General features: G+C 32.8%; 20 protein-coding genes. 9 read left to right on the top strand and 11 right to left on the bottom strand.

What is annotated here, in order from left to right; translation table 11 throughout:
• Positions 1–103: 103 nt before the first annotated feature.
• The 3 genes from JVU85_RS05750 to JVU85_RS05740 all read right to left on the bottom strand — a co-directional run bounded on the left by JVU85_RS05750 (position 104) and on the right by JVU85_RS05740 (position 3,577).
• A complete protein-coding gene (locus JVU85_RS05750; RefSeq protein WP_002508838.1) occupies positions 104–1,384 on the bottom strand; it encodes a homocysteine synthase in 1,281 nt (426 codons plus the stop codon).
• A 321-nt stretch (positions 1,385–1,705) separates the two neighbouring features.
• Positions 1,706–2,881 (bottom strand): MFS transporter, encoded by a 1,176-nt coding sequence (locus JVU85_RS05745; protein ID WP_204171520.1) that lies wholly within the window; start codon positions 2,879–2,881, stop codon positions 1,706–1,708.
• 144 nt (positions 2,882–3,025) lie between these two features.
• Complete coding sequence (locus JVU85_RS05740; RefSeq protein WP_002508836.1) at positions 3,026–3,577, bottom strand: TetR/AcrR family transcriptional regulator; 552 nt, start codon at positions 3,575–3,577, stop codon at positions 3,026–3,028.
• A gap of 156 nt (positions 3,578–3,733) precedes the next feature.
• Between JVU85_RS05740 and JVU85_RS05735 the strand changes: the two genes are divergently transcribed.
• From JVU85_RS05735 to JVU85_RS05725, 3 genes are read left to right on the top strand one after another with little or no spacing between them, the layout of a single operon-like run.
• Entirely contained in the window at positions 3,734–4,438 is a 705-nt protein-coding gene (locus tag JVU85_RS05735; protein ID WP_142019335.1) for an ABC transporter ATP-binding protein, read from the top strand.
• Positions 4,439–4,440: 2 nt separating this feature from the next.
• Entirely contained in the window at positions 4,441–5,571 is a 1,131-nt protein-coding gene (locus JVU85_RS05730) for an ABC transporter permease (protein ID WP_204171519.1), read from the top strand.
• 11 nt (positions 5,572–5,582) lie between these two features.
• Positions 5,583–6,227, top strand: a complete 645-nt coding sequence (locus JVU85_RS05725; protein ID WP_021459633.1) for a TetR/AcrR family transcriptional regulator — start codon at positions 5,583–5,585, stop codon at positions 6,225–6,227.
• Between the two features lie 168 nt (positions 6,228–6,395).
• On the opposite strand, the gene JVU85_RS05720 is transcribed toward JVU85_RS05725, so the two are convergent.
• Positions 6,396–6,866: a thioesterase family protein gene (locus tag JVU85_RS05720; protein ID WP_002508831.1), complete on the bottom strand. Its 471-nt coding sequence runs from the start codon at positions 6,864–6,866 to the stop codon at positions 6,396–6,398.
• A gap of 178 nt (positions 6,867–7,044) precedes the next feature.
• Here JVU85_RS05720 and JVU85_RS05715 point away from each other — a divergent pair, with 178 nt between their 5' ends.
• Positions 7,045–7,251, top strand: coding sequence for a hypothetical protein (locus tag JVU85_RS05715; RefSeq protein ID WP_193325389.1), 207 nt, complete (start codon positions 7,045–7,047; stop codon positions 7,249–7,251).
• A 51-nt stretch (positions 7,252–7,302) separates the two neighbouring features.
• Here the strand turns inward: JVU85_RS05715 and JVU85_RS05710 are convergent, their stop codons facing one another.
• Positions 7,303–7,488, bottom strand: a complete 186-nt coding sequence (locus JVU85_RS05710) for a hypothetical protein (RefSeq protein ID WP_133173731.1) — start codon at positions 7,486–7,488, stop codon at positions 7,303–7,305.
• Between JVU85_RS05710 and JVU85_RS05705 the strand changes: the two genes are divergently transcribed.
• Positions 7,445–8,080 carry an ATP-binding cassette domain-containing protein gene (locus tag JVU85_RS05705; protein ID WP_204171538.1) on the top strand — a complete coding sequence of 212 codons (636 nt, stop codon included), beginning with the start codon at positions 7,445–7,447 and terminating at the stop codon, positions 8,078–8,080. The two genes, JVU85_RS05710 and JVU85_RS05705, sit on opposite strands and share 44 nt — an antisense overlap.
• Positions 8,081–8,215: 135 nt before the next feature.
• Here JVU85_RS05705 and JVU85_RS05700 read toward each other — a convergent pair whose 3' ends face one another.
• The gene (locus tag JVU85_RS05700) at positions 8,216–8,431 is read right to left on the bottom strand and encodes a YozE family protein (RefSeq protein WP_082435637.1); all 216 of its coding nucleotides are present in this window, start codon (positions 8,429–8,431) and stop codon (positions 8,216–8,218) included.
• A gap of 230 nt (positions 8,432–8,661) precedes the next feature.
• Between JVU85_RS05700 and JVU85_RS05695 the strand changes: the two genes are divergently transcribed.
• The 3 genes from JVU85_RS05695 (at position 8,662) to JVU85_RS05685 (ending at position 10,455) form a co-directional block, all read left to right on the top strand.
• Entirely contained in the window at positions 8,662–9,078 is a 417-nt protein-coding gene (locus JVU85_RS05695; protein ID WP_002508828.1) for a transcriptional regulator, SarA/Rot family, read from the top strand.
• Between the two features lie 137 nt (positions 9,079–9,215).
• Positions 9,216–9,602 carry a VOC family protein gene (locus tag JVU85_RS05690; protein WP_103388194.1) on the top strand — a complete coding sequence of 129 codons (387 nt, stop codon included), beginning with the start codon at positions 9,216–9,218 and terminating at the stop codon, positions 9,600–9,602.
• Between the two features lie 43 nt (positions 9,603–9,645).
• Positions 9,646–10,455 (top strand): Cof-type HAD-IIB family hydrolase, encoded by an 810-nt coding sequence (locus JVU85_RS05685; RefSeq protein WP_021459616.1) that lies wholly within the window; start codon positions 9,646–9,648, stop codon positions 10,453–10,455.
• A gap of 84 nt (positions 10,456–10,539) precedes the next feature.
• Here the strand turns inward: JVU85_RS05685 and JVU85_RS05680 are convergent, their stop codons facing one another.
• From JVU85_RS05680 to JVU85_RS05670, 3 genes are all read right to left on the bottom strand, one after another.
• Entirely contained in the window at positions 10,540–10,962 is a 423-nt protein-coding gene (locus JVU85_RS05680) for a universal stress protein (protein ID WP_204171518.1), read from the bottom strand.
• Between the two features lie 167 nt (positions 10,963–11,129).
• On the bottom strand, positions 11,130–11,306 hold the full coding sequence (locus JVU85_RS05675) for a hypothetical protein (RefSeq protein ID WP_021459614.1): 177 nt from the start codon (positions 11,304–11,306) through the stop codon (positions 11,130–11,132).
• A gap of 315 nt (positions 11,307–11,621) precedes the next feature.
• A complete protein-coding gene (locus JVU85_RS05670) occupies positions 11,622–12,686 on the bottom strand; it encodes a quinone-dependent dihydroorotate dehydrogenase (protein ID WP_204171517.1) in 1,065 nt (354 codons plus the stop codon).
• 201 nt (positions 12,687–12,887) lie between these two features.
• On the opposite strand from JVU85_RS05670, the gene JVU85_RS05665 reads away from it, so the two are divergent.
• Positions 12,888–13,751: a fructosamine kinase family protein gene (locus tag JVU85_RS05665; protein ID WP_021459612.1), complete on the top strand. Its 864-nt coding sequence runs from the start codon at positions 12,888–12,890 to the stop codon at positions 13,749–13,751.
• A gap of 94 nt (positions 13,752–13,845) precedes the next feature.
• Here JVU85_RS05665 and JVU85_RS05660 read toward each other — a convergent pair whose 3' ends face one another.
• Positions 13,846–14,076, bottom strand: coding sequence for a DUF896 domain-containing protein (locus JVU85_RS05660; RefSeq protein WP_002508821.1), 231 nt, complete (start codon positions 14,074–14,076; stop codon positions 13,846–13,848).
• Positions 14,060–15,031, bottom strand: a complete 972-nt coding sequence (locus JVU85_RS05655) for an LLM class oxidoreductase (protein WP_002508820.1) — start codon at positions 15,029–15,031, stop codon at positions 14,060–14,062. The genes JVU85_RS05660 and JVU85_RS05655 overlap by 17 nt, the downstream gene beginning before the upstream one ends.
• Positions 15,032–15,308: the final 277 nt, after the last annotated feature.

Raw genomic sequence — 15,308 nt, 5'->3', positions numbered from 1 at the left:
TGTAGTGCATTTTCAATATAGTTAGCTAATACCAATATGAAAAGAGACTAGGACGAATCAAAATTGTCCCAGCCTCTTAGTAAAATGAGTCATCTAACAGTAATTAAACTTCTTTTAAGGCGTTTTCCAAATCAGTTAAAATATCATGGATATTTTCAGTTCCAACAGATAAACGCACAAGATCGTTTGTAACACCTGAAGCTAATCGTTCTTCGTCAGATAATTGCTGATGAGTAGTACTAGCTGGATGAATTACTAGAGACTTTGAGTCCCCAACATTTGCGAGATGAGAAAATAATGATAAGCCATCAACAAATTGTGCAATCTCAGCAACTGTGCCGTCAATACCAAATGTTAGTATCGCACCTTGTCCGTTTGGTAAATATTTTTGACCAAGATCGTAATAAGCATTACTTGTTAAGCCTGGATAATTGACCCATTTTACTTTTGGATGTTGTTCTAAATATTCTGCCACTTGTAATGCATTTTGAGAATGACGCTCTAAACGTAAGTGTAAAGTTTCTAAGCCTAGTAAAAATTCATGTACATTAAATGGCGAAACGGCAGAACCTAAATCACGTAATAATTGTACACGTGCTTTAGTAATATATGCTGCTGCACCTACATCATGAGCATAGGAGATGCCATGATAACTTGCATCAGGTTCTACTAAGCCAGGGAATTTACCATTGTCCCAGTTAAACTTACCACTATCAACAATAACACCGCCTATTGATGTGCCGTGACCTCCAATAAATTTAGTCGCAGAATGAACAATAATGTCTGCACCATATTCAAATGGACGTAATAAGTAAGGGGTAGGGAAAGTATTATCAACAATTAATGGAATGTTATTGTTATGTGCAACTTGAGCTACTGCTTCAATATCTAAAACATCTATGCGTGGGTTACCAATAGTTTCAGCATAGACGGCTTTAGTTTTTTCTGTGATTGCTTGTGCAAAGTTTTCAGGATTGCTTGGATCAACGAAATGCACAGTAATACCTAACTTCTTAAAAGTGACATTTAATAAATTATAAGTTCCACCGTATAAGTTTGAAGAAGCAACAATTTCATCGCCGCTTTCTACAATATTGAGTAAAGCTAGGTGAATAGCAGCTTGGCCAGAAGAAGTTGCAAGGGCACCTACGCCTCCTTCTAATGCCGTTATACGTTCTTCAAAGACATTTTGAGTTGGGTTCATAATGCGAGTATAAATATTACCTGGTTCTGCTAATGAAAATAAAGCTTGAGCGTGGTTTGTATCATCAAAAACATAACTTGAAGTTTGATAAATAGGTACAGCTCTTGATTTTGAAAAGTCATCGACTTCTTGTCCTGCATGAATTGATAAAGTATCTAAATGCCATTTATTATTAGTCATAACGAAGCTCCTTAATTTTAAAATATTCTGATAATTCACACTATACACATAATATAATTATAAATCAATAAAACATACTAAAAAGATAGGGATTAAATATGAAAAATTTTAAAAACAAGGTTAGACTTATAACTTAACTAGTAATAGTGTTTAACTACAATAAAGTAAAGAGCCATGTTCAATTAAAATGAATTCACCTAAGCGGAACTATGGTTGGCCACTTAGGTGAATGATAGTAGCAATTAAAATTGGAATACATTAAAACGCAAATCATAAATGTAGAGGAAGTCAGTTATGGAGAGTAGATTTAGTTAGTAGTATTTAATTATGCTGTTCATAGTAGTCGAGTATTTCTTTATTGCTTTGTTGTAACTTGTTATATTTGCCTTTAGGTTGTGGCTTAGCTTTAACCTTAATTTGTGGATATAGTAATAACGCTAAATAGCCAGTGATACTGAATATAATAAATGTATTTTGAAAGTTTACGGTATCAATGACGATACCTGCTAATGATGACCCTATAACTTGGCCAACTGCTAATAATAAAAAAGGTATGCCTATACCTAATGAAGCATTTTTGGCGAAAATTTTAATTCCCCACACTAACAATACACCTGTTAAATAAATATAACTAAATCCAAATAAGCCTGAAGAAATAAAGGCCAATAACCAAATATTAGGTGTAAATGCTAATAATAAGGAAGAAGTAGCAAGCATAATAACGCCTAAATTATAAGCGAAATGTATACCTCGTTTATCAATCATAGCGCCTGAAACTCCTCCGATAATACCAAAAAGTCCAATAAGTATCCAAAATATAGAAAGTTCTAAATCTGTATAATGACCTGTCTGTTCTATAAAGGATTTTGAAAAGGTCCAAAAAGGTGCTGTAGCAAAACCTAAAAGTAAAGAAGCTAGGATAATGCGCTTACTATATGTGATATCACGTATATTAAATGAACCTGTTGAAATATTTAAATTATGTTGTAATGGTGGAATATTTTTGAAATTCCATAATAAAACAACAACAGCAATAACACCATATATAAAATAAGTTGCGCGCCAATCTAAAAATACTACCATTGCAGTTAATCCTGTAAACATTAGTCCAAAGCTTGTACCGGAATTGATCCAAGTATTGGCTTTACCTTGATCGGTCATACGAATCCATAAAGAAATAGTATAACCATAAGGTGGTGAAACAAGGCCAGTACTAGCACCAGCAAAAAGGACACCTAAAGATAGTATTAACGCATTTGGCGCTATACCAATAGTAAATAAACCAACAATAACAGATAATCCAGCAAGCATAATCATACGTTTAGGACCAATAGTAGCTGTTTGTAAAGTAGCATATATAATCGTAAAACAATAAGCTAAATAAAATAAAGATGAGATAATACCAGCTTGTGATGTTGTCATCCCGATATCTTCAGTTATGGAAGGCAAAAATAAACCAAAACTAAAGCGCCCAAGTCCGTAAGTAGTAGCAATCATGGCTATACCAGGAAAAACTAATTTAGAAAAGTGCGCGTTAATACCTCCTTGTAAATTAATTTATATTAGATAGAACGTTCATTCTATTTAAGGGAATTAAGAAACGAGGCACACCTGATTACAGCAATTACCTCGTAATAATGATTATTTGTATGCTTCATTGAGTAACATCCGTGCCATACTCAAAGCCTGGGCAGTCGCTCTTTTAGCATTAATAAGCGCAGTCATAGAAGTCGTCCCCTCTAATAAAAGCGTGAATTGAATTGCTAAGTCTTCACCATTCGTAATACCAGCTTCAGTTGCTAAATTTTCCAAATAATTGAGTAGACGTTGTTTATGGCCACGAGCAATATTTTCAATTTTGTTATCTTGATCTGCATAATCTTCAATCGCTCGAATAAACATATCGCCTTGAGAGGAATAATCATTTAACCACTGACAATGCGCTTCTACAGCGGATAAAAATGGGTACTGTGGATTACGTGCTACATGACTATCAAGATATTGCCAATAGCGAGATTCACGTTGTTGTAATACAGCTTCTACCAATTTATCCTTCGAATCAAAATGATTATATAATGTCATTGTAGCAACATTGGCTTCTTGAATGATTTGTTTTAAACCAACGCCTCTAAAGCCATAATCATAAAATAAACGTTCTGCAGCTGTTAAAATATCTTGCTTCTTTTGTGACATCATATTTCACACCTTTGGGTAGAATGACCGTTCTACTTAATGATAACAACAGGTCAGTATTAAGTCAAAATAAGATTACCTTTGACTTAATTACTAAAAAAATGTAATGTGTAACTGAGAAATGAGTATTCACTCACTTTTAGGGGGGTAGTTTAATTGATTGAAGTAAACAATGTGAGTAAGGCTTTTAAGAAACAACAAGTGTTAGCAGATATTAATGTTAATTTTGAACCTGGTGAAATTGTAGGATTAATTGGTCCTTCAGGTACAGGAAAAACGACGTTGATTCAATGTATACTTGGCATGGAGCATACTGATACAGGATGGGTTACTATAAATGAAAAGTCGATTCCCAATAGGAAGGTATTGAAAGATATCGGTTATATGGCACAAAGTGATGCACTATATGAAGATTTGACAGGTAAAGAAAATTTAAAATTTTTTGCAGGTATTTATATTAAAAAACGAAAACATATTCGTGAACGTGTGAAAATTTGTAGTGAAATGGTCAACCTTGAGGACGCCTTAAATAAAAAGGTGAAACATTATTCAGGCGGGATGAAGAGACGCTTATCCTTAGCTATTAGTTTTTTACAAGACCCAGCGGTGTTAATTTTAGATGAACCAACTGTAGGCATAGATCCAAAACTTAGACAAGCAGTATGGCATGATTTAAATCTAGCCAAAGAACAAGGGAAAAGCATCATAGTTACCACACATGTATTAGATGAGGCGACAAAATGCGACAGGTTAGTACTAATGAATCATGGCCGTATCATCACAACCGGCACTCCGGAAGAAATCAAACAACAATATCATACAGATACGATTGAAGGCGTATTTTTAAATATGGAGGAATAATGATGAATGCATTACACATTGCAAAGCGTATTGTAAAGCAAACACTAAGAGATAAACGGACACTTGCATTATTGATCATTGCACCGTTACTTATTTTATCATTGTTATATTATATTTTTTCCGTATCGGATAATTCGAATGGTGTTAAGTTAGGTGTAGCTGAGGCACCAAAAACATTTATTAATGCAGTAGAAAAAGAAGGAATAGATATTCGCTATTATGATAATAATAAGGATATTGCTAATAAAATAAAATCGGGCGATTTAACTGGTTTTGCTACTGTTGAAGACAATCAACTACATGTTACATATGCGAATGATAATCCTACACAGTCGGGAGTATTGGCTTCACTAAATCAAAAGTGGTTGATTAATCAAAACATGACACAAATGAAAAATAATGCGAAGGAGTTGCAAGATGCATTAGCAAATGTACAGCAACAAGCAGGAGCTACTGATGCTAGTCAAAGCTCTCAAAATAACGTACAACCGTATGAAATGAAGACAGATTACTTATATGGTTCAGCAAGTTCAACATACTTTGATATGATTAATCCGATATTAATTGCATTCTTTGTGTTTTTCTTTACTTTTTTAATTTCGGGCATTGGTTTATTAAAAGAACGTACATCAGGCACATTAGAACGACTGCTAGCTTCACCCATCAAGCGTAGTCAAATTATATTTGGTTATATTATTGGTTACGGTATCTTTAGTATAATTCAAACGGTAATTGTCGTACTTTTTGCAGTATATGTACTGAATATTATAGTAGAAGGATCAATTTTGGTCGTTCTTTTAACAACTATACTTACAGCACTTGTAGCATTAACCTTTGGTATTTTATTATCAACATTTGCAGCATCAGAATTCCAAATGATTCAATTTATTCCACTCGTTATTGTGCCACAAGTACTGTTTGCGGGTCTGATTCCTATAGAATCTATGAGTAAAATATTAGGTTATATTGCTCATATTATGCCACTTTACTATGCAGGACAAACGATGCAAGATGTCATGATTAAAGGATTTGTACTAGAAGACGTATACTTAAATTTGGTTGTATTATTAGCATTTTTCCTTATATTACTCGTATTAAATATCATAGGCATGAAACGTTATAGAAAAGTTTAGGGTGAATAGTCATGAACAGTTTAAAAGCAATAGTAGAGTCAATTATGCCTCGGCTTGAACATCTGAGTGAACGTCAAAAAAGAGTGTTGCAAAGTGCAGTTATATTATTTAGCGAGCAGGGCTATGATAAAACAACTACTAAAGATATTGCGCAGCATGCACAAGTTGCAGAAGGGACAGTTTTTAAACATTTCAAAAATAAGCAAACACTACTATATGCTGGATTAATACCTATTTTAAAAAATAATGTTATTCCTGTAGCGCTTACCGAGTTCAAAACAGAACTTACATTGACTAATGATTTGAAAACATTTATCGATAAGTTCGTCGATAATCGTTCACAATTTATTTATGACAATAGAGTGTTAATTAAAGTATTACTCAATGAAGCACTGACTAGTGTACAGTTACAAACAATAGTCATAAATTTGTTTACTGAAAATTTGCTCGCTCAATTAACCCCATTATTGCAAAAGTTGATTGATCAAGGTTATATGAGAGACGTGAACAAAGAATATGCTATACGAACTATAGTTGCACAGACGTTCAACTTGAATTTGCCGATGATTATTGACGCCAATAAATCACGAGATAAAGCATTTGATGAATTTGCGACTTTTGTAAAAGACAGTTTGTATTATAGTTTAAAGGTATAGTAAGTAAAAAGGCTGGGGATGATTGATTCAACCCAGCCTAATTTTATATTGTAGGTAGATGACTATATTGAAATTGTACGTCAATCCTGCTTTTTTCAATGTTAGTTATCTTTTGGAGAGGTGACACAATCTTGTTAATAACATTAGATTGCTGTCTCACTCTTTTGTTTATTTTCGTGGTATTTGAATAACATGACCTAATTGTTTTGGTGGAGTGAAAGCAGCTTGCGTTTCATATTGTTGTTGAATAGTCGTTAAAATATCTTCGGGGAAGATCGTGCTTTTACGTGTTTGATAATTGACAGCCATCATGATAATTTCGTATGTAGCAATCGGTTCGTCTAGTGCGTTGTACATAGATAAAAATAGATGAACGCGTTTAGCATCATAATCATAAATATGTGGTTGGACATAAAAAGACTCATCTAAGACTAATTCTTTAAGAAATGTTATATGAGCTTCTAAGCTAAAAATAGTTATATTTTGATCCTTACGACGACTAACTGAAAAATCCATCGCTTCAAAGAATGCTACCACGCTATCGCTAAATACAGCATAATATTGTGCATCGTGCATGTGATTGTTATGGTCAATCCATGATGGTTGAACAGTGTTTCGGTAAATATAATTGACTGTCATGTGGTTTTCCTCCATTAATTTCATTTTAAGCAAATAAAAACTTATTATATTAAGTACTATCATCTCATGATGATAAAGATAAAATCAAGCTGTGTAGATGTTATAAGGGGTATTAGTCGTTTGAATATTGAATCCATGATAGATTAGTTAGTAATTACAACAAGGAGGTAATCTAACGATGGTAATAAGTGCAATTATTTTATTTATTATATCTCTTGTCTTACTTAGTTATTCTATTGCATTGCTAATCGGTAGAGATGGCTCGTTATTTAGTTTGTTTTCTAAAGAAGAAAAATCAGCAACAAAGGCTGAAAAATTAAGTATTTATCTAGCAACATTAGTAATTTTGACCTTGAGTGTGATTATGTTATTACAGACAATTTAAACAATAAAAAGGTTCAAAGCAATTGCTTTGAACCTTTTTATGAGTAGCACCTTAATATTTTCTTAAGAATGGTGTAGATCGATGGAACATTCGTTCTACTACATAAGACTGTACCTGTGAAAACAAATGTTCAATGATATTTGTTTTATTTGATAACACACGTATGCTTAATCCATGAGTAGCTAATAAAGTAATACCAACTCGACAGTCATATTGTTTCGCAAGTGGTTCAGGCAAAACGACTCTGGCGCATATATTACTAAGGCTAATACTGCCAACCAAGGGACAGTATAATGCACATAATTTGACGATGTTGCCGATTTTTCAACACGCTATTGAAAGTTTCAATACCCACTTAACACTGGCACAATCACTTGCAGAACCTAAAAAATATTATAGATCTATTAATAGTAATATTGATTTGACGTTACAACATTTAATGACCCAATTGAATTTAGACCCAGAGTTATTACAAGCAAAACCTTATCAATTAAGTGGGGGACAATTACAACGCTTTAATATTTTACGCACATTAATGTTGCAACCTGAAATATTAATTTGTGATGAAATTACTTCAAATTTAGATGTATTACTAGAACAACAAATGAGCAATGTACTATTAAATTATTATGAAGAAACTCAGCATGGAATGGTTAGAATTTCTCATGATATGGCGTTTATTACCGCTACTGTAGAACGCATAGTGGTCATGCGTGATGGCGAAATTGTAGATGATTTTCACAAAAAATATTTGTTTAGTGCAGAAAGACATCCATACACACAGCAATTGCTTGCTGTTTATGATGTAGAGTGGCGAAGAAAGAAATAGTAAAGATATTAAAAACTACTGGCATTTATTACAGCCAGTAGTTTTATTATAGGTAAATTTTAATAATAATTGATATCAGTCAACTAAAGTCTAGAACGAATTTAACGTTCTAGACTTTAAATGGTGATTTGCCTATTAAGATTTAGCAGTTTGAAAGTAAATAGAGAAGGCTCTTTTTACAATTTCTAAATGCTTATTGTTATAATAAGGCGAAGTGCTAAAATATACTAAAATTTCACTTTTTGATTGCACGTTTATTGGAAAATCAGCATCTGTAGATACCAAATCTGCTAGTTCTCCTAGTGGCGTATTATCACCAGTAAAATTTCGTATAAATTCATAAAAACTCAGAAAACCACCTCATTTATTGAATATAAGTTATTATAACTTAAAAATTTAAAGTTGTGCAATACTGAAAATTGTGAAATTTTCTTGTGCACCTTATAATGAAAAACAATAGCAGTTGGAAATATAAATAAAAGTTATTATAATGTTATAGTTAATTATTATATGAATTCACAAGTGATGTTAGAAATGTAAACTAAAATACACGTGTAATCTAAGAGAGAGGAGGTATAACTATGCAAGCTAGCACAAAGATAGATAACTGGATGGAAATTACAAAGTACGTACGTTATATCGACACTATGATCGAAAATGTATTAAAAGAACAATTTGATATAAGTCTAAGAGAATTTTATGTGTTGTATGAAATCTATAACAGTAAAGGTAAGAAATATAAAATTAATGATTTAATTAAAGTAGTAGATTTAAGTCAAAGTGCCATGTCTCGGTTGATTGTCAGACTAGAAAAAATGACTCCTGCTTTTGTTTATAGACAAGAATGTGTAGAAGACCAACGTGCCATGTATATATATTTGACAGCTGAAGGTGCTGAGCAAACTGTAGCTGCGATGAATAGTTATAATCAACTTATTCAAAAAGTTAATTTAAGCCAAATTCAGCATTTAGCCCGTATTACGAATGATAGTCAGTAATTTAGTTCAACTATAGGTACAACCAATCATCATGAAAAAGTTAATTTAGTGTGCATTTAGTCCCTATTTTCAAAGTAATAAAAATCGATTTGTATGATTATTTTAGGGTATTTAAGTGATAAAAGGATGGTGTTTTTATGAATATTACATCAAATTGGTTGAATTTAGCTGTGGCAGATTTATCAGTGAGTGAAGGATTTTACCAAGCACTAGGTTTTACTATTAAACACAATGAAGCAATGCAAGCAAAGATGTTAGGCATAGAAACAGCAGATGGAAAAATTATTATGTTAATAGAGCAGCAACAATTTAAAAAAGCTGCGAGTCTTGATAATATTCCAAAGATAGATGGAGCTTTAATTTCACTATCAGTAGCAACGGAAGCGGAAGTTGATGACCTATTAACGCTAGTAAACCAAGCAAATGGCACAGTGTTGCAACGAGGAACTAAATTAGAAGGTTATTATGGAGGACTATTTAGTGATCCGGACGGCCACCGCTTTAATGTTATTGCGATGAGCTAAAGAGATGACAGCAATTGAATAATTCAGGAAAGAGGGATTAAACTTGATTAAAGCAATAGCAGTCGATAAAGACGGCACTTTTTTTAAGTCGGATCATACATATGATCTGGCTTATTTTGAACAATTATATAAACAAATGGAAAAGCAACAAATAAAATTTATTGTTGCAAGTGGAAATCAATATGAGCAATTGCGTTCATTTTTCCCAGGTAAAGATCAAAAAATTGTGTATGTCGCTGAAAATGGTGCATTAACTTATTTTAACAACGAACTCTTGGCTAAAGAGGCTTTTGTCGATAGTGATATACATAATGTAATAAAGTATTTACAACAAACTTACCATATTGAAAATATTATATTAGGTGGAATTAAAACAGCATATATGCTGAAAGGCACAAATCAAACCTTTATAGATTATGCACAGTTATACTATAAAAATATTACATTTGTGGATAATTTTAGTGAAGTAGTTGATGATACATTTATTAAAGTCGCTATGCGCATTCAAGATACAAATTTAGTAACTACGATTACTGAGGATTTACAACAACGGTATTCAGATATTGTCAGAGCAGTAACAAGCGGTAATGATAGTGTGGATTTACTAGTACCATCAGTGAATAAAGGTAAAGCAATACAAACTTTGCTCGACGACTGGGGAATAGCGAACCATGAATTATTAGCTTTCGGTGATGCTAACAATGACATAGAGATGTTGCAACTGACACCACACAGTTATGCTATGGCATCGTGTAGCCCTGAGTTAGCAAGAGTTGCACAATACCGTGCACCATCGAATGACGATTCTGGTGTGTTACAAGTGATTGAACAGTATCTTCAAGCCCAAGATTAGTTGATAGTGAAAAACTCAATGATTACAGATGCTAACTTCCAATATTAATAAGAAGGAGATCTGTAAAAATTGAGTTTTTTTATGTTATTTAATTATTAATACAGGTATCTCTGCGCTGTTAGCAATTTTATGTGTGACATTGCCAAGTACATTACCTAAATTCGCTCTATCTCGTTTATTACTCATTACAATAATGTCATAGACAGAATCTTTAATTTCTTTTAGTAGAGTTTGTTTAATAGGACCGGAACTGAATTTTACGTTAACAGAGACACCGGTAGCTTCTAACTCTTCAATAAATGGATGTAGTTGATGTTCTTTTTCCTCAGCTATATCTTCTAAGTGTTTATTATTGTAACGCACTGAACTTTGTAATTCCGCTTCGGATATTACATTATAAAGCGTTACAGTAACATTGTCTCTTCCTGCAGCTAAGCTTTCAATTTCTTTTGGCACATTTGTAAATGAGTTGTCAAAGTCATATGCTAATAAAATATTATTATACATAGTCATTGCCTCCTTTTACTTGTTAATACCCTATTAAAAAAATTATAATGACTTAAATTTGGTATTTTGCAGTGTATAAAGTTTATATAACTATTAAAAACATAGGGAAATAGTATAGAAAAAGGCGTGTGGTAATTAGTAGTATTTACTTAGATTGCATGCTTAAGTTATTCAATATTACTTTTTAATTTATTGTCCATATCATTAGCGACGTATTCCAGTAATTGGTTAATTTCCGTTTCATCCATTTCAGGTGCTGCTTTTATTTTAATAATTAAGCCTAAATTCGTGCGAACATGAAAAGTTGGTTTATTATCTTCAGTAGTTTTTCTTAAAATTTCCATTAAAATCACTCCTGCTTATCAAATTTACGTAGCTATGAAGGAGAGGGCTGCTAACTAACGATATATGGCACGGCAAAAATAGTTTGTGAGAATAAAAGTATCAATATAAATTTATTTTACCATTTTTTGTGTGTGCATAATAGTTTCATGAATTATATAACAAAATAATAGAAAGGGAGTGGACAGAAATCTGATTTTGANNNNGATGACTAGCATTGAAACAAGCTTGATTTGAAGCGCAATTTCAATGCAGTCAGCTACTGCCAATATAAAAGAGGCTAGGACGAATCAATATTGTCCTAGCCTCTGGACTTACTATGCATCTAAACCAACAAGCTCTTGAATATTATGATAATTATTTTGTTGTAAATAGCTAGCTAAAGCTTTATTCATTTTTTTAGTAAGTGTAGGACCTTCAAAAATAAGGGAACTATAAATTTGTACAAGTGATGCACCATTACGCATCATACGAATGACATCATCAGCAGTAAAAATACCGCCAGTACCAATAATAGGGAAGTCTCCGTTAGTGTGTTGGTATGTCCATTTAATCAATTCTAAATTACGTTCGAATAAGGGCTTGCCACTTAAACCACCAGTTTCATTTTGGTTGTTAGAAGTAAGTGATTCACGGCGTTGTGTAGTATTAGCCAAGATAATACCATCAAATGTATCAACTATTGTTGGTAAAATTTGACTTAATTCAGTTGTGGAAATATCAGACGTAAGTTTAATGAAAATAGGTTGTGTAATATTTTGAGATGCCTGAAAGTTTGTTAATGTATTACAAAGCATCGCAAATTCATCTTTATCATGAAAGTTTTGTAAGTTTGCTGTGTTTGGTGAACTAATATTCACAGTGAAAAATGTCGCATCATATTTAAAAGTTTCCATGACCTTTAAATAATCTTGATAGCGTTCTTCATAAGGAGTTGTTTTATTAACGCCTATATTAATACCGATGGGCACATGATAAGCATATTTACGTAAATTACTTAATGCTTTATTCATACCAATATTGTTAAAACCCATACGATTGATAATGGCTTGGTCATCAATTAAACGATACATCCGTGGCTTAGGATTGCCAGGTTGAGGTTTAGGCGTTATGCCACCTAATTCCAAGGCACCAAAACCAGCCATTTCAAGGACTTTAGGTACTTCGCACGACTTGTCAAAGCCAGCAGCTAAACCAATAGGATTATTAAAAGTTACGCCAGCAATTTGTTGTTGTAGCGTGTCTTGTTGATAATCAAAACAGCCTTTAACTGCTGAAAGCAATTTATTATGTTTTTGGATAAATTTTAAAGCATTAATGGTCATACCATGAGCTTGTTCTGGATCGATGTTAAAGATAAGTGGTTTGAGTAATTTGTACATGATTTACGCTCCAATAGAAAAAGTTTAGTTTTGAAAAATGAAAGTTGATGTTACGACTAATTTATAAAGTTATTATTATTTTACAATAGAGTAATGATTTAAATAAAGGTTAAACGTGAAATACATTAATATGACTTGCTAATTTGGTACTTATATTGGACCACAGAGCGTATAATTTTCACGAAGGAAAGTAGGGATACGATGGATAAACAATGGATAGAACAGTTGAATATAGCAAATATAATTTCTATTACACCAATCAGTGGTGGTGATGTCAATGAGGCGTACAAAGTAGATACTAGTGATGAACAATATTTTTTACTAGTACAACGTAATCGAAACTCAGATTTTTATGCGGCAGAAATAGCTGGACTGAAACAGTTTGAAGCTGCAGGTATTCAAGCACCTATAGTAATTGATTATGGTCAAATAACAGATGATGCTTATTTATTATTAAGTTATCTAGATGAAGGAATCGAAGGTCAACAAAGTGATTTAGCGCGCTTAGTTGCCAAAATGCACCAAAATAAGCAACCAGAGGGTCAATTTGGTTTTGATTTACCGTATCAAGGTGGAGATATTACTTTCGATAATGCTTGGTCTACACAATGGCAAGATATTTTTGTGAAACAGCGTTTAGATCCTCTGAAAGACGCATTAGTGGAGAGAGGGATGTGGCAAACAGCAGATATTCAACAATATGAACAAGTCAGAGCAATTATTAATCAAAGTTTAGCTGAACATCACAGTGAACCTTCCTTGTTACATGGTGATTTGTGGGGCGGCAATCACATGTTTTTAACAGATGGCTCACCAGCATTATTTGATCCGGCACCTTTATATGGTGATAGAGAGTTTGATATTGGAATTACTATGGTATTTGGTGCTTTTAATCAGAGTTTTTATGAAACATATCAACAAGTGTTACCGTTAGCTGACGGTGCGGAACTACGGTTAGAATTTTATAAGCTCTATTTATTAATGGTACATTTGTTGAAATTTGGAGGTATGTACGCTAGCAGTGTTGAACGTAGTATGTATAAAATTATTCAAGCTAAAGCGTAAATTGGTTTTTAAGAACGTTAATACGCAATGTAATTGTTAATAAAGCACGAAAAAAGACTGGGCAATCAATGTGCACCAGTCTTTTTATTTGTAGTTACAAATCTAAAGTATCCATTTCTTTTCGTAATTGATACACTTTGTCAGGTGTTACATCTTCACCTAATGGATCTACTACTTTTAATGTTGAAAACGTATTAACAACTTGTCCTCTAATCATTTTCAAATATTCTTGTCTTAAATGATGTTGCTCGCTTTTTTCTGCAGTTGTTAGTGTAGTTACTTTTTCTTTATTTGCTAAAGCATTGATTCTATCTAATAATTCCATGTTTGTGTTCCTCCTGTATTGAATGTGGTAAGAAATAGGGAATAACATGTTCACCTATTTCCAAAATCATATCTTCATAAGTTCGATTATAATTAACGAAATGAAGCATAATATGGTTTGTTCCTATTTTTTCATATTGTTTTAACATTTGTAATAACGTATTACGTCCTAAATGATAGCCGCCTTTAATAGGTTTTAAAAGTGCATTAGGATTACTATCTAAGTCAATGGCTAAAGGATGCATAAATGGTTTGAAGTGTGTTGAATCATGCCATTCAGCGAGTAATGCTTTTTGTTGTTGGAATGCTTGTGGATAGAACATCCAACCATCCATATGCTTTTTAATCCACGTCATCGTTTGTTGTGCATATCCAGTAGCAAACATTGGAATATGTCGGTGTTTGGGTAGCACTTGCAATCCACTTTCTTCATATAGGGAAAATAAATCGTTATCGATGTGTGGTGAATGACTCTGCCACATTGACTGTAATGATTCGATTGTTTGTTGAAAAGTTGTACTTAACTGGTCGCTATCAATGTCAAAGGCAGGAAATTCAAATTTTCTATCACCTGTAGCCATACCTAGTAACAGCCGTTCATTCGATATTAAATCTAATGATGTTGTTGCTTTAGCTAGATGGATAGGATGACGTAACGTTGCTACAATACTTGAAGTACCTAAAGCAATATTAGTTGTATGTGTACTTAAATACGTTAAAAAGACAAATGGATCATAATTTGTCGTTACGTCTCCCAGATGTGGGCTATATAATGGGTTGTCTCTGACAAACAAACTACTAAAGCCGACATCATCAGCTAGACTAGCTAATCGTGCTTGTGTTGCAAAAGCATACGCATCATGAGTTGCATTGTCAAATGGCACAATTAGTCCTAACGTTAACTTCTGTGGCTGAAAAGTACGCTGAAATGTCTCGTGTTCTTCTGCTAATGTCACGTCATTACCTCCAATCTAATAAAATTAAACAACAACCATTAACTAAATGACATCTGTTGTTTAATTGGTATTATAGCACCTTTGGCTGTAAAGACAAACGACATGCTCTAGAAGAAGTTGTCTAAACAACATAGTATTAAAAACGTTGAAAAGATAAAAATTAGCATAAATTATTTGTTTTTAATTTAGTTTGATTACCAGCAAATGTTTGAATAATAATAAAATAAAATATAAATTGAACATGCAGGTCAATTTTAGATAAAGTCCGTATAATTGT

Source organism: Staphylococcus sp. GDY8P72P (assembly GCF_016890655.1).
GTDB classification, from domain to species: domain Bacteria; phylum Bacillota; class Bacilli; order Staphylococcales; family Staphylococcaceae; genus Staphylococcus; species Staphylococcus arlettae.
The sequence above is the reverse complement of the archived record's forward strand: the minus strand, read 5'-3'. Positions and strand labels throughout refer to the sequence as shown.